Source organism: Pseudomonas mendocina, assembly GCF_900636545.1.
Classification (GTDB): Bacteria; Pseudomonadota; Gammaproteobacteria; order Pseudomonadales; family Pseudomonadaceae; genus Aquipseudomonas; species Aquipseudomonas mendocina.
Genome location: NZ_LR134290.1, coordinates 4,635,464 through 4,657,989 on the forward strand (window position 1 = coordinate 4,635,464; position 22,526 = coordinate 4,657,989).

19 protein-coding genes are annotated in these 22,526 nt (G+C 61.6%); 10 read left to right on the plus strand and 9 right to left on the minus strand.

Annotated features, from left to right (window positions below):
• Positions 1 to 74 precede the first annotated feature (74 nt).
• The 7 genes from purU to EL191_RS21755 all read right to left on the minus strand — a co-directional run bounded on the left by purU (position 75) and on the right by EL191_RS21755 (position 8,638).
• Positions 75 to 938: a formyltetrahydrofolate deformylase gene (gene purU / locus EL191_RS21725; RefSeq protein WP_041980215.1), complete on the minus strand. Its 864-nt coding sequence runs from the start codon at positions 936 to 938 to the stop codon at positions 75 to 77.
• A gap of 118 nt (positions 939 to 1,056) precedes the next feature.
• Positions 1,057 to 1,686: a sarcosine oxidase subunit gamma gene (locus tag EL191_RS21730; protein ID WP_041980216.1), complete on the minus strand. Its 630-nt coding sequence runs from the start codon at positions 1,684 to 1,686 to the stop codon at positions 1,057 to 1,059.
• Entirely contained in the window at positions 1,679 to 4,696 is a 3,018-nt protein-coding gene (locus tag EL191_RS21735; RefSeq protein ID WP_041980217.1) for a sarcosine oxidase subunit alpha, read from the minus strand. Before EL191_RS21735 ends, EL191_RS21730 begins: the two co-directional genes overlap by 8 nt.
• On the minus strand, positions 4,693 to 5,019 hold the full coding sequence (locus tag EL191_RS21740; RefSeq protein WP_013717494.1) for a sarcosine oxidase subunit delta: 327 nt from the start codon (positions 5,017 to 5,019) through the stop codon (positions 4,693 to 4,695). The genes EL191_RS21735 and EL191_RS21740 overlap by 4 nt, the downstream gene beginning before the upstream one ends.
• 55 nt (positions 5,020 to 5,074) lie before the next feature.
• Positions 5,075 to 6,325, minus strand: a complete 1,251-nt coding sequence (locus EL191_RS21745; protein WP_013717495.1) for a sarcosine oxidase subunit beta family protein — start codon at positions 6,323 to 6,325, stop codon at positions 5,075 to 5,077.
• 66 nt (positions 6,326 to 6,391) lie between these two features.
• Entirely contained in the window at positions 6,392 to 7,645 is a 1,254-nt protein-coding gene (gene glyA / locus EL191_RS21750; protein ID WP_013717496.1) for a serine hydroxymethyltransferase, read from the minus strand.
• 693 nt (positions 7,646 to 8,338) lie between these two features.
• On the minus strand, positions 8,339 to 8,638 hold the full coding sequence (locus EL191_RS21755; RefSeq protein WP_013717497.1) for a hypothetical protein: 300 nt from the start codon (positions 8,636 to 8,638) through the stop codon (positions 8,339 to 8,341).
• A gap of 239 nt (positions 8,639 to 8,877) precedes the next feature.
• On the opposite strand from EL191_RS21755, the gene EL191_RS21760 reads away from it, so the two are divergent.
• Both EL191_RS21760 and EL191_RS21765 read left to right on the plus strand, forming a co-directional pair.
• The gene (locus EL191_RS21760; protein WP_013717498.1) at positions 8,878 to 9,915 is read left to right on the plus strand and encodes a threonine aldolase family protein; all 1,038 of its coding nucleotides are present in this window, start codon (positions 8,878 to 8,880) and stop codon (positions 9,913 to 9,915) included.
• A gap of 18 nt (positions 9,916 to 9,933) precedes the next feature.
• Positions 9,934 to 10,449, plus strand: a complete 516-nt coding sequence (locus tag EL191_RS21765) for a hypothetical protein (protein ID WP_232005495.1) — start codon at positions 9,934 to 9,936, stop codon at positions 10,447 to 10,449.
• 56 nt (positions 10,450 to 10,505) lie between these two features.
• On the opposite strand, the gene gbcB is transcribed toward EL191_RS21765, so the two are convergent.
• The gene (gene gbcB / locus EL191_RS21770) at positions 10,506 to 11,609 is read right to left on the minus strand and encodes a glycine-betaine demethylase subunit GbcB (RefSeq protein WP_013717500.1); all 1,104 of its coding nucleotides are present in this window, start codon (positions 11,607 to 11,609) and stop codon (positions 10,506 to 10,508) included.
• A gap of 315 nt (positions 11,610 to 11,924) precedes the next feature.
• Here gbcB and gbcA point away from each other — a divergent pair, with 315 nt between their 5' ends.
• The 8 genes from gbcA to EL191_RS24685 all read left to right on the plus strand — a co-directional run bounded on the left by gbcA (position 11,925) and on the right by EL191_RS24685 (position 20,401).
• Complete coding sequence (gbcA, locus tag EL191_RS21780; RefSeq protein ID WP_013717501.1) at positions 11,925 to 13,217, plus strand: glycine-betaine demethylase subunit GbcA; 1,293 nt, start codon at positions 11,925 to 11,927, stop codon at positions 13,215 to 13,217.
• Between the two features lie 264 nt (positions 13,218 to 13,481).
• Positions 13,482 to 15,125 (plus strand): methyl-accepting chemotaxis protein, encoded by a 1,644-nt coding sequence (locus EL191_RS21785; RefSeq protein WP_041980219.1) that lies wholly within the window; start codon positions 13,482 to 13,484, stop codon positions 15,123 to 15,125.
• 327 nt (positions 15,126 to 15,452) lie between these two features.
• Positions 15,453 to 16,535, plus strand: coding sequence for a helix-turn-helix transcriptional regulator (locus tag EL191_RS21790; protein ID WP_041980220.1), 1,083 nt, complete (start codon positions 15,453 to 15,455; stop codon positions 16,533 to 16,535).
• Between the two features lie 29 nt (positions 16,536 to 16,564).
• Complete coding sequence (locus EL191_RS21795) at positions 16,565 to 18,133, plus strand: hypothetical protein (RefSeq protein WP_080764299.1); 1,569 nt, start codon at positions 16,565 to 16,567, stop codon at positions 18,131 to 18,133.
• Positions 18,130 to 19,014, plus strand: a complete 885-nt coding sequence (locus EL191_RS21800) for a hypothetical protein (RefSeq protein WP_126403525.1) — start codon at positions 18,130 to 18,132, stop codon at positions 19,012 to 19,014. The genes EL191_RS21795 and EL191_RS21800 overlap by 4 nt, the downstream gene beginning before the upstream one ends.
• Positions 19,015 to 19,364: 350 nt before the next feature.
• A complete protein-coding gene (locus tag EL191_RS21810; protein WP_041980221.1) occupies positions 19,365 to 19,829 on the plus strand; it encodes a hypothetical protein in 465 nt (154 codons plus the stop codon).
• 9 nt (positions 19,830 to 19,838) lie between these two features.
• The gene (locus tag EL191_RS21815) at positions 19,839 to 20,246 is read left to right on the plus strand and encodes a hypothetical protein (protein ID WP_041980222.1); all 408 of its coding nucleotides are present in this window, start codon (positions 19,839 to 19,841) and stop codon (positions 20,244 to 20,246) included.
• A 32-nt stretch (positions 20,247 to 20,278) separates the two neighbouring features.
• Positions 20,279 to 20,401 (plus strand): hypothetical protein, encoded by a 123-nt coding sequence (locus EL191_RS24685; RefSeq protein ID WP_255212342.1) that lies wholly within the window; start codon positions 20,279 to 20,281, stop codon positions 20,399 to 20,401.
• A gap of 277 nt (positions 20,402 to 20,678) precedes the next feature.
• On the opposite strand, the gene typA is transcribed toward EL191_RS24685, so the two are convergent.
• Positions 20,679 to 22,502 (minus strand): translational GTPase TypA, encoded by a 1,824-nt coding sequence (gene typA, locus EL191_RS21820; RefSeq protein WP_013717508.1) that lies wholly within the window; start codon positions 22,500 to 22,502, stop codon positions 20,679 to 20,681.
• Between the last annotated feature and the right edge of the window lie 24 nt (positions 22,503 to 22,526).

Consider the following 22,526-nt stretch of genomic DNA (forward strand, 5'->3'; position numbering starts at 1 on the left):
CCGTAGGGTGCGCTATGCGCACCAATGTCTTTGCGTTGCCTCCCGGTGCGCGCAGCGCACCCTACCGATTACCCTCAGGCGTTGAGCACCACCGTACGGTTAGCGTTGAGAAACACGCGGCGGTCGATGTGATAACCGACTGCACGCGCCAGGGTCAGGCATTCGATGTCGCGGCCCTTGGCGATCAGGTCCTCGGGGTAGTGAGCGTGGTCTACGGCCTCCACGCCCTGGGCGATGATCGGCCCCTCGTCGAGGTGGTCGTTGACGTAATGCGCGGTAGCGCCAACCAGCTTGACCCCCTTCTGGTACGCCTGGTGGTACGGCTTGGCCCCCTTGAAACCGGGCAGCAGCGAGTGATGGATATTGATCGCCCGGCCGTCCAGCTTGCGGCACAGGTCGGCGGACAGCACCTGCATGTAGCGGGCGAGCACCACCAGCTCGGCGCCAGTTTCCTCGACCACCTGCATCACCCGGCGCTCCTGCGCGGGCTTGTCGTTGGGGTCGAGGGGAAAGTGGTGATACGGAATGCCGTGCCAGTCAGCGAGTGGTTTGAGGTCCGGGTGGTTGGACACCACCGCGACCACGTCCATGGCCAACTGGCCGATGCGCTGGCGATAGAGCAGGTCGTTCAGGCAGTGGTCGGCCTTGGACACCATCAGCACCACCTTGGCGCGATAGCCTGGCGGGGTCAGCTCGACCTGCATGCCGAATGGCGCCAGCCGCTCGGCCACACCGGCGCGGAACGCTGCCTCGTCGAAATCCTGCGGCTGGCGGAACTCGACGCGGATGAAGAAGCGCGAGGACAGCCGGTCATCGAACGAATGGTGCTCGGTGACGTAGCAGCGCTGCTCGAACAGAAAGCGCGTCACCGCATCCACGGTACCGAGCACGCTCGGACAGTGGGCGGTAAGAATCCAGGTGTCGGGGGTGCGGCTCATGCTCGGGCCCTCGGAGGCATTCGTGGGAGGGGCTTTAGCCGCGACAGGCGTTGGCCACGAGTAAAGTCGCGGCTAAAGCGGATGCCGCCCAGCCCTTCCCACAAGATCTATGCTGGCGTCAGGCCTCGACCGCCAACCCATACTCGGCGCTGGCATCCTGCAGCCATAGCCAGAAGTAGTCGGAGAAACTGCGGCGGACCAGAAGCTCCCAGGTGCCTTCGCCAGTGTGGCGAATCACCAGTTGCGACTTGGCAAACACCGTGCCGACCGCCTTGCCCACCGGGAAGTTGCTCGGATGCACGTCGTAGCTGCTGGACTTCATCAGCAGTTCGCGCACCTTGGGGCCGCGCAGTTCGAGCAGGGTCTGCCCACCGCTGACGTTGACCACCGAAATGTGCTGACCATCCAGGGCCTCGCGCAGCTTACGCTCGACCTCGAACTCGGTACCGCCAGGCACGATCAGCAGCCACTCGTCCGGGCCCAGCCACTGCAGCGAGGTATCGCCGTTGGCGACCAGGGTGAGCGCCACTGGCAGCTCGAGACCCAGGGCCTTGTGCACACCGCCGGCGAAGTTGGCATCGTCGGCGTCGCCACGCAGGACCAGATGGCCCAGCAGCTTCTTCTCGCGCAGGGTCACTCCGGCGCCCTTGCGGCCCTTGCCGGCCAGCTCGTGCAGGCCGGCGTGGTGCAGCGGCGATTGCCCGGCGATGTCGTCGGGGCGTTGCTTGTAGACATTGACGTTAGACATTCTGGCGATCCCCTTTCGGGTCATAGAACACGGGGCTGACGATTTCGGCTTCGATCACGCTGCCATCGGCCAGCGGCGCGAACACACGCTCGCCGATGCGCGACAGGCCACCTCTGACCAGGGCCATGGCGAAGCTGTAACCCATGGCTGCGCTCATGTAGCTCGAGGTGACGTGACCGACCATGGTCATTGGAATCGACTGCTTGGGATCGAACACCAGCTGCGCGCCCTCCGGCAGGACCTTGTTCGGGTCCAGCGGCTTGAGGCCGATCAGCTGCTTGCGGTTTTCCTTCAGGCAGTCCTCGCGGTTCATGCCGCGCCAGCCGATCCAGGAGAACGGCTTGGTACGGCCAACGCACCAGCCCATGCCCAGGTCGTCCGGGGTGACCGAACCGTCGGTGTCCTGGCCGACGATGATGAAGCCCTTCTCGGCGCGCAACACGTGCATGGTCTCGGTGCCATAAGGCGTCAGGCCATGCTTCTTGCCAGCCTCGATGATCTTCTCCCACACGCCCAGGGCGTAGTCGGCCTGCACGTTGACTTCGTAGGAGAGCTCACCGGTAAAGGAGATGCGGAACACGCGGGCCGGCACGCCGCCGACCTTGCCTTCCTTCCAGCTCATGAACGGGAAGGCGTCCTTGTCCAGATCGATGTCGGTGACTTCGGCCAGCAGCTTGCGGCTGTTGGGGCCGGACAGGGTCATGGTCGCCCAGTGGTCGGTGACCGAGGTGAAGTACACCTTCAGCTCCGGCCATTCGGTCTGGTGGTAAATCTCCAGCCACTCCATCACGCGCCCGGCGCCGCCGGTGGTGGTGGTCATGACGAAATGGTTGTCGGCCAGACAGGCGGTGACGCCGTCGTCGAAGACCATGCCGTCTTCCTTGCACATCAGGCCGTAGCGAGCCTTGCCCACGTCCAGCTTGGTCCAGGCGTTGGTGTACACGCGGTTGAGGAACTCGCGCGCATCCGGGCCCTGGATATCGATCTTGCCCAGAGTCGAGGCGTCGAGGATGCCCACTGCGTTACGCACGGCCAGGCACTCACGAGCGACGGCGGCGTGCAGGTCTTCGCCGTTTTTCGGGAAGTACCAGGGACGCTTCCACTGACCGACGTCCTCGAACTCGGCGCCGTTCTCCAAGTGCCACTTCTGCATGGCGGTGTAGCGCTTGGGCTCGAACAGCTCGCCGCAGTGACGGCCGGCGATGGCGCCGAAGGTCACCGGGGTGTAGTTCGGGCGGAACATGGTGGTGCCCATCTCGGCGATGCTGATGCCCATCGACTTGGCGGCGATGGCCAGGCCGTTGATGTTGCCCAGCTTGCCCTGGTCGGTGCCGAAGCCCAGTGCGGTGTAGCGTTTGACGTGCTCGACCGACTCGAAGCCTTCACGGGTGGCCAGCTCGATACCGGCGGCGGTGACGTCGTTCTGCTGGTCGACGAACTGCTTCGGCGCACGCGAGGTGCCCTTGTCGTGCGGCACCTGGAACAGCGCGACCGAGGCTTCCTCGATGCGCTTCTCGGCCTTCGGCAGGCTGCCGGTCACGGCCTTGAAGCCCACTTCGGCAGCCGCCTTGGCGCCGGCTTCGAAACCATCGGCGAGACTGTCGCCGAGACCGAACACACCGTTCACGGCACCGGCGCAGTGACGCTTCTGGAAGCCTTCTCCCGGGACGAACGCGAGGATGTCTTCACGCCAGATCGGACGGCCGCCAAGATGCGAAGCCAGGTGTACCACCGGGCTGTAACCGCCCGAGCTGACGATCAGATCGCAGTCGACCACTTCACCCGGGCTGGTGACCTTGTGCTTGGCCAGATCGATGGCGCAGATGCGCGCACCAGTGACGCGCTTGCTGCCGCGCGCCTCGACCACGGCGCTGCCGGTGAGTACGCGCACGCCACGCCGGCGCGCTTCTTCGACCCAGCTGCCGCGCGGATTGCTGCGCGCGTCGGCCACGGCCACCACCTGGCGACCGGCGTCGAGCCAGTCGAGCACCACGCGGTAGGCGTAATCGTTGTTGGTCGACAGCACCAGCTTCTGGCCGGGCGCTACACCGTAACGGCGTACGTAGGTCGACACGGCATCGGCCAGCATGTTGCCGGGCACGTCGTTGTTGGCGTACACCAGCGGACGCTCGTGAGCGCCGGTAGCCAGGACCACGCGACCGGCACGCACACGGTGCATGCGCTGACGCGGCTGGCCCATCGGCGCGACTTCGCCCAGGTGGTCGGTGAGACGCTGGTGGATGGTGAGGAAGTTGTGGTCGTGGTAACCGTTGACCGTGGCACGCGGCAGCAGGGTCACTTCCGGCATCGTTTGCAACTCGGCGATGGCCTTGGCGGCCCAGTCGGCGGCAGGCTTGCCGTCGAGCATCTCGCGGGTGGAGAGCAGGCTGCCACCGAACTCTTCCTGCTCGTCGGCCAGGATCACGCGCGCACCGCTACGACCGGCGGCCAGGGCCGCGGCCAGACCGGCAGGGCCCGCGCCGACCACCAGCACGTCGCAGTGCTGGTTCATGTAGTCGTAGATGTCCGGATCATTTTCCTTCGGCGAACGACCGAGGCCGGCAGCCTTACGAATGTACTTCTCGTAGGTCAGCCAGAGGTTCTGCGGGTACATGAAGGTCTTGTAGTAGAAACCGGGCGGCATCATGCCGCCGCCGACCTTGCCGAGAATGCCCATCAGGTCGGTGTTGACGCTCGGCCAGCCGTTGGTGCTGGTGGCGGTCAGGTTCGCGTACAGCGCTTGCTGGGTGGCACGCACGTTGGGGATTTGCGCCGCTTCGCTGGAGCCGATCTGCAGCACGGCATTGGGCTCTTCGGCACCGGCAGCGACGATGCCGCGCGGACGGGAATACTTGAAACTGCGGCCGATCACGTCGACGCCGTTGGCCAGCAATGCGGCGGCCAGGGTATCGCCGGCATAACCCTGGTAGGTCTGGCCATTGAAGCTGAAGGTCAGGGGCTGGCTGCGGTCGATGCGGCCACCCTGGGAAAGACGATTGACCTGGCTCATGCCGTTACTCCTTGGTCGACGGCCTTTTTCTCGGCGAGCGAAGCCTCAGTCACGCTGGGACGCTCGCCAATCTTGTAGGTTTCGAGGATTTCGTAGCTCACCGTGTGACGGGTGACGTTGAAGTACTGACGGCAGCCCGCCGCGTGAATCCACAATTCGTGGTGGATGCCGCGCGGGTTGTCGCGGAAGAACAGGTACTCGCCCCACTCCGCATCGGTGCAGGCGTTCGGGTCCAGCGGGCGGGCGATGTGCGCCTGGCCACCAGCGTGGAATTCTTCTTCGGAACGCAGTTCGCCACAGTGAGGGCAGAAGATGTGCAGCATGCTCGGTACCTCCAGAAAACCATCGTCCCTCTCTCAGCGAGAGAGGGCGCCATAATCAGTGCGCTACACCGGCTGCGCCGTGCTCGTCGATCAGCGCACCGTTGTGGAAGCGCTCGATGGAGAAGGCCTTGGCCAGTGGATGCATCTCGCCCTTGGCCAGGCTGGCCGCGAACACGTTGCCCGAGCCCGGCGTGGCCTTGAAGCCGCCGGTACCCCAACCGCAGTTGAAGTACAGGTTCTTCACCGGCGTCTTGGCGATGATCGGGCAGGCGTCCGGCGTGGTGTCGACGATGCCGCCCCACTGGCGGTTCATGCGTACGCGCGAGAGCACCGGGAACATCTCGACGATGGCCTGCAGGGTGTGTTCGATGGTCGGGTAGGAACCGCGCTGGCCGTAGCCGTTGTAGCCGTCGATGCCGGCGCCGATGACCAGGTCGCCCTTGTCCGATTGGCTGATGTAGCCGTGCACGGCGTTGGACATGATCACGGTGTCGATGATCGGCTTGATCGGCTCGGAGACCAGTGCCTGCAGCGGGTGCGATTCCAGCGGCAGGCGGAAGCCGGCGAGCTTGGCCAGGTGCCCGGAGTTACCGGCAGCGACCACACCGACGCGCTTGGCACCAATGAAGCCCTTGCTGGTTTCCACACCGATCACCGCGCCGTTTTCCTTACGGAAACCGATCACTTCGGTCTGCTGGATCAGGTCGACGCCCAGGGCGTCGGCGGCGCGGGCAAAGCCCCAGGCCACGGCATCGTGGCGGGCCACGCCGCCACGGCGCTGCAGCGAAGCGCCAAGAATCGGGTAACGGGTGTTCTTTGAGCAATCCAGGTAGGGGATCATCTCCGCCACCTGCTTGGCATCCACCACCTCGCCGTCAATACCGTTGAGGCGGTTGGCGCTGACGCGGCGCTCGATGTCACGCATGTCCTGCAGGGTGTGGCCGAGGTTGAACACGCCACGCTGGGAGAACATGACGTTGTAGTTGAGGTCCTGGGACAGACCTTCCCACAGTTTCATCGCATGTTCGTAGAGGTGCGCGGACTCGTCCCACAGGTAGTTGGAACGCACGATGGTGGTGTTGCGCGCGGTGTTGCCGCCGCCCAGCCAGCCCTTCTCCACCACGGCGACGTTCTTCACGCCGAATTCCTTGGCCAGGTAATAGGCCGTGGCCAGGCCGTGGCCACCACCGCCGACAATGACCACGTCGTAAACCGGCTTGGGCGTTGGATTACGCCACATGCGCTGCCAGTTCTCATGATGGCTGAACGAGTGCTTGAACAGGCCGAAGCCGGAATAACGTTGCATGGGCATGCTCCAGGGTTCTACTGCCCTCTCGCGACTGCGCGAGAGGGACCGAGAGAGAGGGTTGGCTTAGCGATAGACCGGGTAATCCGCGCACAGCCCGGCCACCAGCTTGGCCACCTGCGCCTCGACATCGGCATCGCCGAGGTGGTCGAGGATGTCGCAGATCCAGCCCGCCAGTGCCTGGCACTGGGCGACCTTGAAACCACGGGTGGTCACGGCCGGGGTACCGATGCGGATGCCCGAGGTCACGAACGGCGATTGCGGGTCGTTCGGCACGGCGTTCTTGTTCACGGTGATGCCGGCGCGGCCAAGGGCAGCATCGGCTTCCTTGCCGGTCAGGCCCTGCTTGATCAGGCTGAGCAGGAACAGGTGATTGTCGGTGCCACCGGAGACCACTTCGAAGCCGCGCTCGACGAAGACCTTGGCCATGGCCTGGGCGTTGTCGATAACCTGCTGCTGATAGGCCTTGAACTCAGGCTCCATGGCTTCCTTGAAGCACACCGCCTTGGCGGCGATCACGTGCATCAGCGGGCCGCCCTGGGCACCCGGGAATACGGCGGAGTTGATCTTCTTCTCGATCTCTTCATTGGCCTTGGCCAGGATCAGACCGCCACGCGGGCCGCGCAGGGTCTTGTGGGTAGTGGTGGTGACCACATCGGCGAAGGGAATCGGGTTCGGATACAGGCCAGCGGCGACCAGACCCGCCACGTGCGCCATGTCGACGAACAGCAGCGCGCCGACCTTGTCGGCGATGGCGCGGAAGCGCGGGAAATCCAGGGTCTTGGAATAGGCGGAGAAGCCGGCAACGATCATCTTCGGCTTGTGCTCCACGGCCAGACGCTCGACCTCGTCGTAGTCGATCAGGCCGGTGGCAGGGTTCAGACCATACTGCACGGCGTTGTACAGCTTGCCCGAGGACGACACCTTGGCACCGTGGGTCAGGTGGCCACCGTGGGCCAGGCTCATGCCGAGAATGGTGTCACCGGCATTGAGTAGCGCCAGGTAGACAGCGGCGTTGGCGGACGAACCGGAGTGCGGCTGGACGTTGGCGAAGTCGGCGCCGAACAGTTGCTTGGCACGGTCGATGGCGAGTTGCTCGACCTTGTCGACGTACTCACAGCCACCGTAGTAGCGCTTGCCCGGGTAGCCTTCGGCGTACTTGTTGGTCAGGCCGCTGCCTTGCGCTTCCATCACGCGCTGGCTGCAGTAGTTTTCCGAGGCGATCAGCTCGATGTGCTCTTCCTGACGGCGTTCTTCCTGATTGATCGCCGCGAGCAACTCGTCGTCGTAACCCTGAATCTGATCTTGCTTGCTGAACATCTCGACTCTCCTGCAGCGCCTGTAGGCGGCGGTCTTGGACTAACGGGCCGGCAAGGCCCTGTGCAGCGATGGTAGGGCCGGCCCTGCCCGCCCAAATGCCTGCCAACGCCGCGAGAGCATTTGTTTGCGACATGGCCCTGTCGCAATCAGGCGCGTCGATATGAGCCTGTCGTTTTGCGCACAAATCACGGGGATCAAGCTGTGGATAAACCGTGTATACAGCGCGCCACCGCAGAGCCGGCGAGGCCGCCAGAAGAAAGATCATTTCCTGATCGATATCAAATAGTTAGCAAAGCAAGCCATGCACAGAAGCAGTGGACGAGCCTGTGGAAAAGCTGTCGACCGATGGCTGCAGCGCTCACCCGCTCTATGCTTGGCGCACGAGGTCGGTATCTGCACACTGGAGCAGGCCGCACGGCTTATCCACCCGCGACACCTGAGGAGACGGGAAACGGCTGGGGATATACACAGAAGATGTGGATGAACGTGTGCATAGCCTGTTCGACACAGGCGCAACGACAGCGCTGCCGCGGCCTTCCGAGAGATGACTAAAAATCGAACAGGATCAATAAGTTGGCTTTGGCTTGTGCACAAATGCTGTGGGCGGGGTTGTGCACTGGCTGTGGAAAGACGCCGCCAGGCCAGAGCCCATGGGGCTCTGGCCTGCATGCGCACTAATCACTCAATAGGCGATTACGGCTTGAGCTTGCCGCTGCAGCTGCTGGACGCATTCACCAGGCGTTGCTGCATGGCAGGATCGGGAGGCGATTGACGGGTCATGGCCTGCAGTTCAGCTTCACTGAACTCCTCACTGACCTTGGTTGCAGCACAGTCGCAATACGCTCGCAATTGGGGCTCCTCATATCCCGCCGGCGCGCCAGCGATGCACTGCTGAACGAACTCGGTCTTGGCGTTATCCGACCACTCGGCAGCGGAAACGGGCAGCGCCACAGCCAGCGGCAGGGCAAGGGCGAGCAGGTGACGATAAGTCATATGACACTCCTTCTCTTGATTGCGAAGGGCGGATCGAGTGCCGCCCTCTGGTAGGTGTGAACCCTGCAGCAAGCCTCAAGTTCCATCTCCAAGCCGAACGACCGTTCGCGAACCGACCAGGCAGTACGCATCAGCGCAACAACTCGTCGCCGCAGCGGACGTCTGGACAGCGGCTCAGGGAGTAAAGTGCACGCTTTGTCGGCGGACCTGCCGGCAGGCTTTTCAGAAGGAACGCATCCATGCCCGACAATGCCCAGCAATTCGCCAGTGACAACTACTCCGGCATCTGTCCCGAAGCCTGGGCCGCCATGGCCGAGGCCAACCAGGGCCACCAGCGTGCCTACGGCGATGACGAATGGACGGCCCGTGCCGCCGACCACTTCCGCCGCCTGTTCGAGACCGACTGCGAGGTATTCTTCGCCTTCAACGGCACCGCCGCCAACTCGCTGGCCCTGGCTTCGCTGTGCCAGAGCTTCCATAGCGTGATCTGCTCGGAAACCGCCCACGTAGAGACCGACGAGTGCGGCGCGCCGGAGTTCTTCTCCAACGGCTCCAAGCTGCTGCTGGCCAAGACTGAAAACGGCAAGCTGACGCCACAGGCGATCCGCGAAATCGCCCTCAAGCGCCAGGACATCCACTACCCGAAACCGCGTGTGGTCACCCTCACCCAGGCTACCGAAGTCGGCACCGTGTACCGCCCGGAAGAAGTCCGCGCCATCAGCCAGGTATGCAAGGAACTGAACCTGAACCTGCACATGGACGGCGCACGCTTCTCCAATGCCTGCGCCTTCCTTGGCTGCACCCCGGCCGAACTGACCTGGAAGGCAGGCGTCGACGTGCTGTGCTTCGGCGGTACCAAGAACGGCATGGCAGTGGGCGAGGCGATCATCTTCTTCAACAAGGCACTGGCCGAGGACTTCGACTACCGCTGCAAGCAGGCCGGCCAGTTGGCCTCGAAGATGCGCTACCTGTCGGCCCCCTGGGTCGGCATCCTGCAGGACGACGCCTGGCTGCGTTATGCCAACCACGCCAACCACTGCGCCCAGTTGCTCGCCTCGCTGGTCGAGGACGTGCCCGGTGTCAGCCTGATGTTCCCGGTTCAAGCCAACGGCGTGTTCCTGCAACTGTCGGAGCCGGCCATCGCCGCCCTCACCGCCCGCGGCTGGCGTTTCTACACCTTCATTGGCGCCGGTGGCGCGCGCTTCATGTGCTCATGGGATACCGACGAAGCACGTGTGCGTCAGCTGGCTGCGGATATCCGTGAGGTGATGGCCTGACCATCCGAGCGCCCCGAGATGCCCAACGCACTTAAAGCGCTCCTGCCAATATTGGCCCTTGCCGTGCTGGGGCAAGGGCATGCCATGTCGCGTCATCATGACGGCGAGGCGCGGGTTTGGGTGAACGATGGCGTGCTGTGCCTGGGAGCAGCCGAGACCTACGAGGTATCCGGCCTCCTCTCCAGCAGCGCTCGCCTCGACCAGAATCGGGTCGACCTGTATGCGCTGCAGGTCAATCAGCCTTCGACACAGGCGTGGGAACTGAGCGCAGCGCAAGGCAAGAAGCCTTCGGCGGTGCGACTGGAACCAGGAGGCTGTATCGAGTACGGGCAGCCGCTCGCCGGCCTGGAAACCCAGGTCCCACCCAGACCTCTTGCCCCTGGCGTCTATGAGGTGTTTTTACAGGCAAGCGACCAGAAAAATCGGCGCGCCTGGTTCTACAAACGCTTCTGCCTGACTGGCGAGGCTGGCGCCTGGATGGTCACACAGGCAAGGCGCGAGACCGGCACACAGTCCTGGCATTGCGACGAATGATGAAAAGGCGGCATAGCGCCGCCTTTTCCTTCCACTGACAACAGGCTGATCCGCGATCAGTAGTCGATGGCGACATCCCCTTTCGGCACACTGCAGCAAGACAGGATGTAGCCTTCGGCCACGTCCTCGTCGGTAATGCCGCCGTTGTGCTCCATGTCCACTTCGCCTGCCGTCTTCATAACCTTGCAGGTACCGCAGATACCCATGCCGCAGGCCTTGGGAATATGCAGACCGAGCTTGGCAGCAGCGGCATGCACGGTCTCGCCGGGCGCCACGCGAATGCTCTTGCCGGTGCTGGTGAACTCCACCTGATTGAGTTCGCCGACCGGCAACTCCGGGGCATCGGCGGCTTCGGCCGCCAGCTCCTTGACCTCGGCGCGAATCTCCGGCGGCGTCGGGCCGAAGGCTTCTTCGTGATAACGGCTCATGTCGTAGCCGGACGCTTCGAGCAGACGCTTGACCGCACTCATGTAGGGCGTCGGACCGCAGCAGAAGATCTCACGCTCGAGGTAGTCCGGCGCGATCAGCTCCAGCATCGTCTTGTTCAGGTAACCGCGGTAGCCAGCCCAGGCTTCGCCCAGGCCGTGCTTCTCGCAGATCACGTGCAGGCTGAAGTTGTTGATGCGCGCCGCCATGTGCTCCAGCTCACGCTGGTAGATGATGTCCTTCGGCGAACGGGCGCTGTGCACGAAGACCATGTCGACGTTGGCGTTGGTGTCGTAGAACCAGCGCGCCATCGACATCACCGGAGTAATGCCGACGCCACCGGACAGATACAGCACTTTTTCGGAAGGGAAATCGATGGCGTTGAACAGCCCGACAGGGCCGTGCACCGGTACCTCGTCGCCTTCCTTGAGGTTGTCGTGCAGCCAGTTCGACACCTTGCCACCCGGCACCCGCTTGATGGTGATGGAGAAGCTGTAGGGCACCGAAGGCGAGCTGGAAATTGTGTAGGAACGCATGATCGGCTGGCCGTCGATCTCCAGCTCCAGGGTGACGAACTGACCCGGCTTGAAGAAGAACAGCACCGGTTGATCGGCCATGAAGCAGAACGTGCGCACATCCCAGGTTTCCTGGATCACCTTGACGCAACGCACCAGATGGCGGCCGTTGGTCCAGGTCTGAGTGGTAACCGGGTTGAGGAAGGCGTTGGTGGTCATGAACAGCTCTCCACGCGGCCGGATATCGGCCTATATGTCGCGGATTGTGCGAAAGGCCGCCGGCCGTCATTTATCTGCCAGCGACATCCGCATGCTTATCGCGACCTGCCTGATAGCACGGGGCCTGGCGCGTCGGAAACGAATCCAGCCATGTCGCCCATGGATAAGGTTTACCCGTGCGCCGGATCCACACTCCGCCTCACCAAGCATGTACGCCCTTATGCAGGCGGCAGCGATTGATCGACACCTTGCGGCACATACCGTATCAGCCACTTTTTCCGGCAGGCGCGCCGCGCCCGCCATTGAGGAGCCAACATGGACTGCACCCAAAACCTGAGCCTGGGCGACCCGCTAGAGCCCGTCCGCAAGGCCACTGCCCAGATGCTGCACGAGCGCGACCACACCTTCTCGCTGCCGCAGCCGTTCTATAACGACGAGCGCCTGTTCCAGGTCGACATGCAGGAGATCTTCCACAAGGAATGGCTGATCGCCGGCATGACCTGCGAGATCCCGGCCAAGGGCAACTTCCTCACCGTGCAGATCGGCGATAACCCGATCCTGGTGATCCGCGGCGCCGAAGGCCAGATCCACGCTTTCCACAACGTCTGCCGCCACCGCGGTTCGCGCCTGTGCGTCAGCGACAAGGGCAAGGTTGCCAAACTGGTGTGCCCTTACCATCAGTGGACCTACGAGCTGGACGGCCGCCTGCTGTTCGCCGGCACCGAAATGGGCGCCGACTTCGACCTCAAGGACTACAGCCTCAAGCCCGTGCAGTGCAAGACCGCTGGCGGCTTCATCTTCATCAGCCTGGCGGAAAACCCGCCGGCCATCGACGAATTCCTCGCGACCCTGGCTCACTACATGGAGCCGTACGACATGGAGAACACCAAGGTCGCAGTGCAGAGCACCATGCGTGAGCAGGCGAACTGGAAACTGGTGATCGAGAACAACCGCGAGTGCTACCACTGCAACGGCTCGCACCCTGAGCTGCTCAACACCCTCCTGGAATGGGACGACGTCACCGACCCGCGCGCCAGCCAGGCATTCAAGGATCAGGTCGCCGAGTGCACCACCCGCTGGGACAGGGACAAGATCCCCTACGCCCACGCCAGCTTCGGCCTGCGCAACCGCATCGTGCGCATGCCGCTGCTCAAGGGCACCGTATCCATGACCATGGACGGCAAGCAGGGCAGCAAGAAGCTCATGGGCCGCATCACCGACCCTGATCTGGGCTCCATGCGCATCCTGCACCTGCCGCACTCGTGGAACCACTGCATGGGCGATCACCTGATCAACTTCACCGTGTGGCCGATCAGCGCCCAAGAGACAATCGTCGTCACCAAGTGGCTGGTACACAAGGATGCGGTCGAAGGCGTCGACTACGACGTGGCACGCCTGCGCGAAGTCTGGGACGCCACCAACGACCAGGATCGCCGTCTGGGCGAAGAGAACCAGCGCGGCATCAACTCCACCGCCTACCAGCCTGGCCCGTACTCCAAGACCTACGAGTTCGGCGTGATCAACTTCCTCGACTGGTACAGCGAGCGCATGCTCAACAACCTCGACGACACCCCGGCGCAGAACCTGCGTCAGGTAGCAGGCGAGTGATGACGCTCAGCCTGCTGGTGCTGATCGGGCTAACACTCTACGCAGTGCTGGCCTGCAGACCCGACACGCGCTGAGCAACACCGCGAACCCCGGCCTCCGTAGCGCCGGGGTTTGCATTTATAGCGACCGAGAGTCGATCGCTTGCGAAAAATTAATAGACCGACATGGCCATTGGCCACAAAACTTGTGGCAAATTAACCGGGCATAACAAAACAAGGCCGCCGCAAAGGCAGTCGGATCTCCCCACGGCTGGAAGCCATCCTCATGCCCTCGCTACGTTCCTTCGGTCTGCAGACCAAGATTCTGCTGGCCTTCACCCTGGTCAATCTGATCAGCATCGCCGCCTTTATCAGCTACGCCCAGTACGTCAAAGCCCAGGACATCCGCGAGCAAATGGACAACCGCCTGCGTGCAGCCGCTCATGCCGTGCCGCGGCTGCTCGGCACTGACTACCTGGAGCGCTCGCGCAGCACCGACGGCCTGCATGAAGGCGAGTACATGGCGCAAATGCGCAACCTGGGCCAATACGTGCAGGAAGTGGAGCTGAAGTTCGCCTACATCCTGCAGGTCGATGCCTCCGGCCGGGCGTTCTACCTGACCGACGCAGCCAGCGAACAGGAGATCGCCGCCGGCATCTACGGCAATCACCTGGAAGAATACAGCGATGCCAGCCCAGCCGTAGCCAAGGCAGCACGCAGCGGACAAGCGCAGTTCGACGAGTACACCGACAAGTACGGCACCTTCCGCTCGATCTTCCTGCCGCAGCGCACGGCCAGCGGCCAGCCCTATGTGGTAGGCGTGGACATTCCCTTGACCAGCCTCTATCAAGCCATCGCTGACAGCCTGAAAAGCCTGCTGCTGATTGGCGCGGTGACGCTGAGCATCGGCCTGCTGCTGTCCTGGTTGGCCACCCGCATGCTGGTCCAGGCCATCCGTCAGCTCACCGGCCAGCTTAACCAGATCGCGCAGAACCGCGATCTCTCGCGCCCGCTGGCAGTGACCAGCAACGACGAACTCGGCCAGATGGGCACACGTCTATCCGGCCTGCTGCAGGACCTGCGGCAGACCCTTTCCGGCGCACTCGGCATGGCTGACAGCAATCAGCAACTGGCCGACACCTTCCTGCACCGTGCAGACGACATAACCCAGCAGATCCAGCAAGCGGCCCGGCAACTGGCCGACGTCGACCAGCACGGACACTCCATCCAGCAGGCCGCCGGTGAATCCTCGAACCACGCGGGGGCAGTACGGCAGAATCTGCAGCGCACCAGCACCGAACTGAGCCGCACGCATCAGGAACTGCAACAACTGATTAGCGATGTGCATAGCAGCACCAGCTCCAATATCGAGCTGGCCGGCGACCTCGACCACCTGAGCCGCGAGGCAGAGCAGATCGGCCATGTCCTGCAGATGATTGCCGGCATCTCCGAGCAGACCAACTTGCTGGCCCTCAACGCCGCCATCGAAGCCGCGCGCGCGGGCGAGGCCGGCAGAGGATTCGCCGTGGTCGCCGACGAGGTGCGCAAACTGGCCAGCCAGACCCAGAGCGTACTGGCGGACGCGCACAAGGTGATCGATCAGGTCACTGGCGCCATCCGCCAGATCGCCCAGCGCATGGGCAGCACCGCCGAGCGTTCGCGCGTGCTGGCCGACAACGCCGATGAAGCCCTGAATGCCCTCGACACCCTGGTACGACAGATGGACGAGGTGAACCTCAACGTCGAGCAGGCCCTGTCCAGCAGCGCGCATATCCAACATGCCGTCGCCGACATGTCCGGCCGCCTCGGTGAAATGCGCAGCGCCTTCGAACACACCCGCCAGGACGTCGACGCGATCAGCGACTCCGCAGCCGAACTCGGCAACACCGCGCGCGACCTGAAGAGTGGGCTGGGCGTTTTCCGCACCTGACGCCGTAAAGCCGTACGACCTGCTCTTGTGGGAGCGGCTTCAGCCGCGATTTTTCGCACTGGCTGCTCCCACAGCACCAGCCGCACTCATTGCGGCGGCAGTCAATCATGATCATCTGCACAGCCCCTCCCGCCTGCAGTCCGAAGAGCCAAGAAAGGGGCGCTCCCGGTATGCGACACAAACTGTCGCCCAGCAGTTGCAGACTCACGGGACACACGACTGATCCCTGCACAAGCAACTAGCACATCGCCATCAATTGCGATTAAAGTGCCACTAGCATGACGCCGGATTACCGGCGAAGGGATCAATAAGACAAGGCCGTTGGTCATGCCCGAAGCAAAAGACACGCTGCTCAGGCTTTTTAGCCTGCTGCGCCTGATACCTGAGTACCCGCGCTACAGCACTGCCCCGACGCTTCACGAAAAACTCCGTGATCGCGGCTTCTACGTTGATCTACGCACCGTGCAACGCGACCTGCAACGGCTCTCCGGGCCGTTCTCGCTGATCGACGAGGAAGAAGGCGGACGCAAACAGTGGAGCCACGCGAAGAACGCTCCACTGGATCTGCGCGACATGGAGCCGGCCACCGCCCTGGCGCTCTACCTCGCCGAAGGCCACCTGAAGAACCTGCTGCCGCAGAGCGTGCTCGACCTACTCGACCCGCAGTTCAACAAGGCACGCAACTACCTGGGCGAACTGGAACAGAACCACCTCGGCCATTGGGCACGTAGTGTGCGAGCACTGCCCAATGGCAAGGCGCTGCTGCCGGCTGCAGTGGATGCGGAGGTCTGGCAGGAGGCCTCTACAGCCCTGCTCGAACGCAAACAGCTTCGCGTCACCTACCTGAGCCGCAGCAAGGCCGAAACCAAGGTGCTGATTCTTCATCCTGCCGGTCTGGTTTCCCGCCACTCGACCAGTTATCTCATTGGCAGCGTTGACGGCTACGACGACCTGCGCCAGTTCGCCCTGCATCGCATTCTGCGCGCCGAGGCACTGGATGCGGCAAGCCAGCTGCACCCACGCCCGGATATTGATTCCTACATCGCCTCTGGCGCCTTTACCTGGCGACAAGCTCCGGAAAGTGTAGAGCTGGTTGCCGATGTTCACCCCCAGATTGCCTGGTTGCTGAGCGAAACACCGCTCAGCACACAACAGACGCTGACGCCGATCGCCGGGAGTGACTGGCAGCACCTGCAAGCCCACGTACCACTGGATCAAGAGACACTGTGGTGGATCTTTGGCCTGAACGAGAACATCCGTGTCCATGCGCCGACCGTCTGGGTGCAGGAAATCCGTCAGCGAATCGCCCGCATGAACAGCTTCTACGAAAACACCCTGGTGGCAGCCAGCAACGATCACTCGCCCCACGCCCAAAAGCATCGCAATACCTCCGTCCATCCGACCACCTGAATGCCCGAACGAAAGGCCAAGGACACAACATGGCAATGCACAAGGACGACCTGATCATCGACATCGATGACCAGGTGGAAGTACTCCTCAAGCAGATCAACAGCACGCCAAACCATCGGCAGCAGAGAGATTTCGTCGAAAGCTTCCAGAACATGATGATCGATCAGGTACTGGGGCCTTTCGGCATGAGCAGGGCGCTATTCGATGATCGCGATGGAGGTGCGATCACCTCGCTGCATAACTTCGAAAAAGGCGTGGTCGCCAATGATGCCGACGGGGCACGTCATGCCGAATGGGTCAAGGCCAACGAAAACAACTTCGAGCGCAGCGATTACGATGCCCGCCTCGATGAGCGTTTCCCGGACATGAAGAGTCCAGACGGCAAGTACCACGATGGCTACCGCAAGCCGGGTACCGAACTGCCCGAAGGACCACGCACTGCGGCGCGCGACCACGTCGTACCGGCTAGCGAAGTGGAGCGTTCCTCCCGCGGGCACTTGGCACAGACTCGTGAGGAGCGGGTAGAAACCGCCACGCAAGACGAGAATGTGGTTCTGACCGGCTTCAACATGAACTCATCCAAGAGCGATGAAGATCTGCTGGTCTGGGCGCAGAAGCCCAACAGCAAGGATCCGAGCAAGACCAATGCCGAAGCCTACGACCTCGACGAAAAGGTACTGAAGGAGAAGTACAAGGAAGCAAAGGCTGCTGTCGAAGGAGCTCAGAAAAAAGCCGTGTTCATGAAACAGGGCAGCGAGCTTTTGGTCGAGGGCGGCAAAGCCGCCGGTTACCTTGCCATGCGCCAAATGCTGGGCATGATCCTCAAGGATGTAGTACAGGGACTGATCGATGACGTGCGATACCTCGTACGTGAGGGCTTCACCGGCGTCCAATCGCTGATTGAACTAGTCAAGGCACGCCTTCAAGCGACCTTCAATACCCTGCGCGAAAAGTGGGCCGAATACCTCAAGGAAGGGGCCAGCGCAGGACTCAGTGGCTTCTTCTCGACGCTAATCACCCTGGTGATCAACTCCTTCATCACCACTGCCAAGAATATCGTCACCCTTATTCGCGAAGCGGTTCTGGCACTGGTGCGCTCAATCAAAGTGATCGTGGAGCCTCCGGCAGAGATGAACAAAGGCGAAATCGCCTTCGAAGTACTGCGCCTGCTTTCAGCAGCAGTTGCCACCTGCGCCGGCCTGGCGCTAGAGGAAAGCATCAAGAAAGCCCTGGAAAGCATTCCTCTGCTGACTCCGTTCGCTGGCGAACTCGCCCCGGTCATCGCCGGCATCATTACCGGCGCACTAACCCTGTTCACCGTCCTGGCATTCGACCGGATCAAGGACGTGATCGCCTTTCGCAACAAGCAACTGGCTGACGTCCATCGCGGGCAGACCATCGGTTTCCTGAAGCTCAAACAGACCTTTCTGATCCTCGAGTCCGCATACGAGAACATGACGATAACGGCTCATACGCTGCGTATCCAGTTCCAGGAAACCTGGGTCGAAGTGCAGGAAAGCCGAGAAGAAACGCAAAGAAGCATTGCCTCTTACCAGAGTTCGGTAAGGGCGTTGGATGATCTACTGGAGCAATTTTGATGAGCGCCCAACCACTCGTATTGGCTAACAACAAGACCCCGGCCAGCGTTGCCTCCGACTTCCTGAGCGTCATCAAGGATATCGAGATCTGTATCGAGAACAGCAACAGCCAGGCCTCAGCCATCGAAAACCGAGGGCTGTTCAAGAGTGCGTTCTCAAGCTCGCGCAAAGATCTGGTGGACATTTCCCGTTCGCAGAACAAGATCAACGAAATGATGCTGGGCCTGATCCAGGAAGTGATCACTCTGAATGCGATGAGCTATTCGTTCCTCGCGGCTGTTATCGGCGAACTCGAACAATCCTGCCGCAACGGTTGGAAAGATAGCGACGGGCAGTTCCAGCAGCTGTCGGATACCGGGAGACAGTTCGCCGATCGCGCCAACGATATCTTCGTGAAGATTCTGGATGGTTCCAAATCCACCCAGAGCAAGATCGAGGTGAACCAACAGAATATTGCCGAGCTACGCGACAAACTGCAGCTCAAGGCAGAGATGGTGCTCAAGCACACCGCCGAGATCGACAGCATCAAGAGCACACTGTCGAACAAGGCCATGCAGATGCAGAAGAGCCAGCAGGACATCAGCAGCATCCAGTCCTTGCTGGAAGTTAAAGCCGAACGCCTGAGTCATCTGGATGAGGCGCTGGAGGAGAAGAAGCAAACACTGGAACAGCATGAAAAGGCCATCCATGCACTGATTGAGGAGCTTCAGGAAAACAACCAGATGGACATGGCGCGGGAGCTCGTAATCCAAGACATGCGGGTACAGCTGCAGACACTCGAACAACGCACCAGACAGCTGAAGGCCTTCACCATAGGCCTGTCGGTCACCTGCCTCGCGCTCACATCCCTCACCGCACTGAGCCTGTTCAAACTTTTTTGACTGTGCAACCAGAGGAGCCGCGGTCGGCTCCCTGGTTCTCCGAGACTCTCGAACTCGCTCACTAATCGACGACATAGTCTGTCGCCCTCCCCATGCAGACTCAGCTCAAACAGAACGTTGGGGCCATGTCATGCCAATCGCACCTCATCCAAAAACCTTTATCTGTCGCGTATGCGAATGGCAGCGAACCACACTGCCATCCAGTGATTGCCTGCAGCCTGGCCTCAACTGGTTCTGCCAATGCCCAAAGTGCGGCAGTGAAAAGCTCACCCATCAAGCAGCTAGTCGTGTGGAAATCATGAAGGCGCGACTGGTTGATTTTCTATACCAATAAGCCATCGGAGATAACCATGAAGAAACTGACTGCAGCATTATTGAGCACCCTGCTTTTCGGTCCGCAGGCCAACGCAGGAACGTACGAATGGACATCCGGCTGGGGTATGGGCGTCAGTGAGCACATGGTCGATGACGGCAATGGCAACGAGCTGAACATTTCCTGCCCGGACTACGAAGAAGATGGCGCAGTGCGCGCCTACGCCACTATCGCCGGCAAGCAGTACAGCTCGGAAGAAGGTGCGATGTCGGGTGAGCGCAGCTTCGACGTGATCGTCGATGGCGAGCATTACAGCAACCCGTTCTTCACCGACTGCCGCGCCTGTGGAGCCAACTTCCCAGGTTTCTGGCAAGCACTGCGCCAGGCCAATCGCCTGCAACTGGTTGCCGGAGGAAACACGATCAATCTGCCTACGACCAATATCGCCACCGTCCTCAAACCGCTCGACAGTGCAGAGAACAGCTGCCGTTCGGCCTGGTAGGAGTGCGTAATGAACACACTGCAAAAAGGGCTTGGCCTGAGTGCGCTGACGCTGCTGAGTGCCTGCTCCAGCGGCACCCCCGGATGCGCCGATGACGACTCAACCAGCTTGCTGCGCGAGATCGTCGAGGGGCATTTTCTCGAAAGCGCCTACGGCCGCCAGTTGCGCCCCATGGTCGAGTATTCGATTCGCGGCATTCGCACCGAGCAGCACGATGACAAGCTCGACAGCTATGAATGCTCGGCAACCCTCGAGTTTCACTTGGTCAGCAACCCAAATGGGCCGACGCAAAAGCAGGACATCGAATACGACGTGCATTCGATCGAAGACCCGGACGCCGACTTTGAGATTTCCTATACGGGAATCAAGGAGGGCATTCTGAAAGCAGCGATGGCAAAGAGCATGGGCTGGAAGTAAGCCCATCGACTTGACGATAAACGGAGCATTTCATGCTGAAAAACATCCTCGCTACCATTGGCCTGGCGGTCGTCGCCAAGGCCGCTTATGAGCACTACTGCGAATATCGCGAGCTGAAGCGTGCGCAGGAAGAACGCGAAGGCAAGCCCGTGTAAGGGCTTCGTCTTTCGTACAAATGCCTGTGGTGTTTGCGCTGAGATATTTCCCGGATTACGCCTTCGGCTAATCCAGGCTACGCACTGGCGATCCATGTTTTACCAACAGCTCGGTGCTCATCGCTCGCAGGCACGACCCGGTTCCTATAGTCATTCGTCGCGTCCTTGTCGGCGTCTGTTCAGCCCTCAGAGCGGCACCTCACACACCCAACAAAAAGCCCCGCCAGATCGCTCTGGCGGGGCTTTTCATTTACAGCTCAAGAACCGTCGCTAAGCGTCAGGCCTTGTTGGCTTTCTTGGCAGCGCGGGTGCGCTCGCCTTCGTCGAGGATCTTCTTGCGCAGACGGATCGACTTCGGCGTCACTTCGCACAGCTCGTCATCCTGGATGAATTCCAGCGCCTGCTCCAGAGTGAAGCGAACCGGCGGCACCAGGGCGATGGTTTCGTCCTTGCCCGAAGCGCGCATGTTGTCGAGCTTCTTGCCTTTGGTGGGGTTGACGCCCAGGTCGTTGTCACGGCTGTTCAGGCCGACGATCTGACCGTTGTAGATTTCCTGGCCGTGCTCGACGAACAGCTTGCCGCGCGCCTGCAGGGTTTCCAGGGAGTAGGTCAGCGCCTTGCCGGTATCGATCGACACCAGTACGCCGTTCTGACGGCCAGACATGCTGCCCGGCTTGACGGTGTCGTAACGGTCGAAGATCGAGGTCAGGATACCCGCGCCGTTGGTCAGGGTCAGGAATTGGTTACGGAAACCGATCAGACCGCGAGCCGGGATGTTGTATTCCAGGCGCACACGACCTTTGCCGTCCGGCGACATGTTGGTCAGGTCGCCCTTGCGCAGGCCCATTTCTTCCATGACCTTGCCCTGGGATTCTTCAGGGATGTCGATGGTGACGTTCTCGTACGGCTCCTGCTTGACGCCGTCGACTTCGCGGATGATCACTTCCGGACGGCCAACGCCCATTTCGAAGCCTTCGCGACGCATGGTTTCGATCAGTACCGAGAGGTGCAGCTCACCACGGCCGGAGACCTTGAACTTGTCTGCGCTGTCGCCTTCTTCAACGCGCAGGGCCACGTTGTACAGCAGCTCCTTGTCCAGACGCTCCTTGATGTTGCGGCTGGTGACGAACTTGCCTTCCTTGCCGCAGAACGGCGAGTCGTTGACCTGGAAGGTCATGGAAACGGTCGGCTCGTCGACGGTCAGCGGCTTCATCGCTTCGACGTGGTTGATGTCGCACAGGGTGTCGGAGATGAACAGCTGATCCATACCGCTGACGCAGACGATGTCACCGGCGGTGGCCTCTTCGACGTCCACGCGGTGCAGACCGTGGTGGCCCATCAGCTTGAGAATGCGGCCGTTACGCTTCTTGCCTTCGGTGTCGATCGCCACGACCGGGGTGTTCGGCTTGACCTTGCCGCGGGCAATACGGCCAACGCCGATGATGCCGAGGAAGCTGTTGTAGTCCAGCGCGGAGATCTGCATCTGGAACGGGCCGTCGAGGTCGACGTTCGGTGCCGGCACGTGGTCGACGATAGCTTGGTAGAGCGGGGTCAGGTCTTCGGCCATGGCAGTGTGGTCCAGACCGGCGATGCCGTTCAGGGCGCTGGCGTAGACGACCTGGAAGTCGAGCTGCTCGTCGGTGGCGCCGAGGTTGTCGAACAGGTCGAAGATCTGATCCATGACCCAGTCAGGACGCGCGCCCGGACGGTCGATCTTGTTGATCACGACGATTGGACGCAGGCCGGCTTCGAAGGCCTTCTTGGTCACGAAGCGGGTCTGCGGCATTGGGCCGTCCTGGGCGTCGACGACCAGTAGTACGGAGTCGACCATCGACATCACGCGCTCAACTTCGCCACCGAAGTCGGCGTGGCCGGGGGTGTCGACGATGTTGATGCGGTAGTCGTTCCACTTGATGGCGGTGTTCTTCGCCAGAATGGTGATGCCGCGCTCTTTTTCCTGGTCGTTGCTGTCCATCACGCGCTCGTCGTTGAGCTCGTTACGCTCCAGGGTGCCGGACTGACGCAGCAGGGCGTCGACGAGGGTGGTTTTGCCATGGTCGACGTGGGCGATGATGGCGATGTTGCGTAGATTTTCGATCACTGTGTGTATCTCGATCAGAGGATT

Bases quoted from the DNA above. Each gene is read 5' to 3' on its own strand.
- purU (WP_041980215.1), bottom strand. From the start codon at position 938: ATGAGCCGCACCCCCGACACCTGGATTCTTACCGCCCACTGTCCGAGC.
- EL191_RS21730 (WP_041980216.1), bottom strand. From the start codon at position 1,686: ATGTCTAACGTCAATGTCTACAAGCAACGCCCCGACGACATCGCCGGG.
- EL191_RS21735 (WP_041980217.1), bottom strand. From the start codon at position 4,696: ATGAGCCAGGTCAATCGTCTTTCCCAGGGTGGCCGCATCGACCGCAGC.
- EL191_RS21740 (WP_013717494.1), bottom strand. From the start codon at position 5,019: ATGCTGCACATCTTCTGCCCTCACTGTGGCGAACTGCGTTCCGAAGAA.
- EL191_RS21745 (WP_013717495.1), bottom strand. From the start codon at position 6,325: ATGCAACGTTATTCCGGCTTCGGCCTGTTCAAGCACTCGTTCAGCCAT.
- glyA (WP_013717496.1), bottom strand. From the start codon at position 7,645: ATGTTCAGCAAGCAAGATCAGATTCAGGGTTACGACGACGAGTTGCTC.
- EL191_RS21755 (WP_013717497.1), bottom strand. From the start codon at position 8,638: ATGACTTATCGTCACCTGCTCGCCCTTGCCCTGCCGCTGGCTGTGGCG.
- EL191_RS21760 (WP_013717498.1), top strand. From the start codon at position 8,878: ATGCCCGACAATGCCCAGCAATTCGCCAGTGACAACTACTCCGGCATC.
- EL191_RS21765 (WP_232005495.1), top strand. From the start codon at position 9,934: ATGCCCAACGCACTTAAAGCGCTCCTGCCAATATTGGCCCTTGCCGTG.
- gbcB (WP_013717500.1), bottom strand. From the start codon at position 11,609: ATGACCACCAACGCCTTCCTCAACCCGGTTACCACTCAGACCTGGACC.
- gbcA (WP_013717501.1), top strand. From the start codon at position 11,925: ATGGACTGCACCCAAAACCTGAGCCTGGGCGACCCGCTAGAGCCCGTC.
- EL191_RS21785 (WP_041980219.1), top strand. From the start codon at position 13,482: ATGCCCTCGCTACGTTCCTTCGGTCTGCAGACCAAGATTCTGCTGGCC.
- EL191_RS21790 (WP_041980220.1), top strand. From the start codon at position 15,453: ATGCCCGAAGCAAAAGACACGCTGCTCAGGCTTTTTAGCCTGCTGCGC.
- EL191_RS21795 (WP_080764299.1), top strand. From the start codon at position 16,565: ATGGCAATGCACAAGGACGACCTGATCATCGACATCGATGACCAGGTG.
- EL191_RS21810 (WP_041980221.1), top strand. From the start codon at position 19,365: ATGAAGAAACTGACTGCAGCATTATTGAGCACCCTGCTTTTCGGTCCG.
- EL191_RS21815 (WP_041980222.1), top strand. From the start codon at position 19,839: ATGAACACACTGCAAAAAGGGCTTGGCCTGAGTGCGCTGACGCTGCTG.
- EL191_RS24685 (WP_255212342.1), top strand. From the start codon at position 20,279: ATGCTGAAAAACATCCTCGCTACCATTGGCCTGGCGGTCGTCGCCAAG.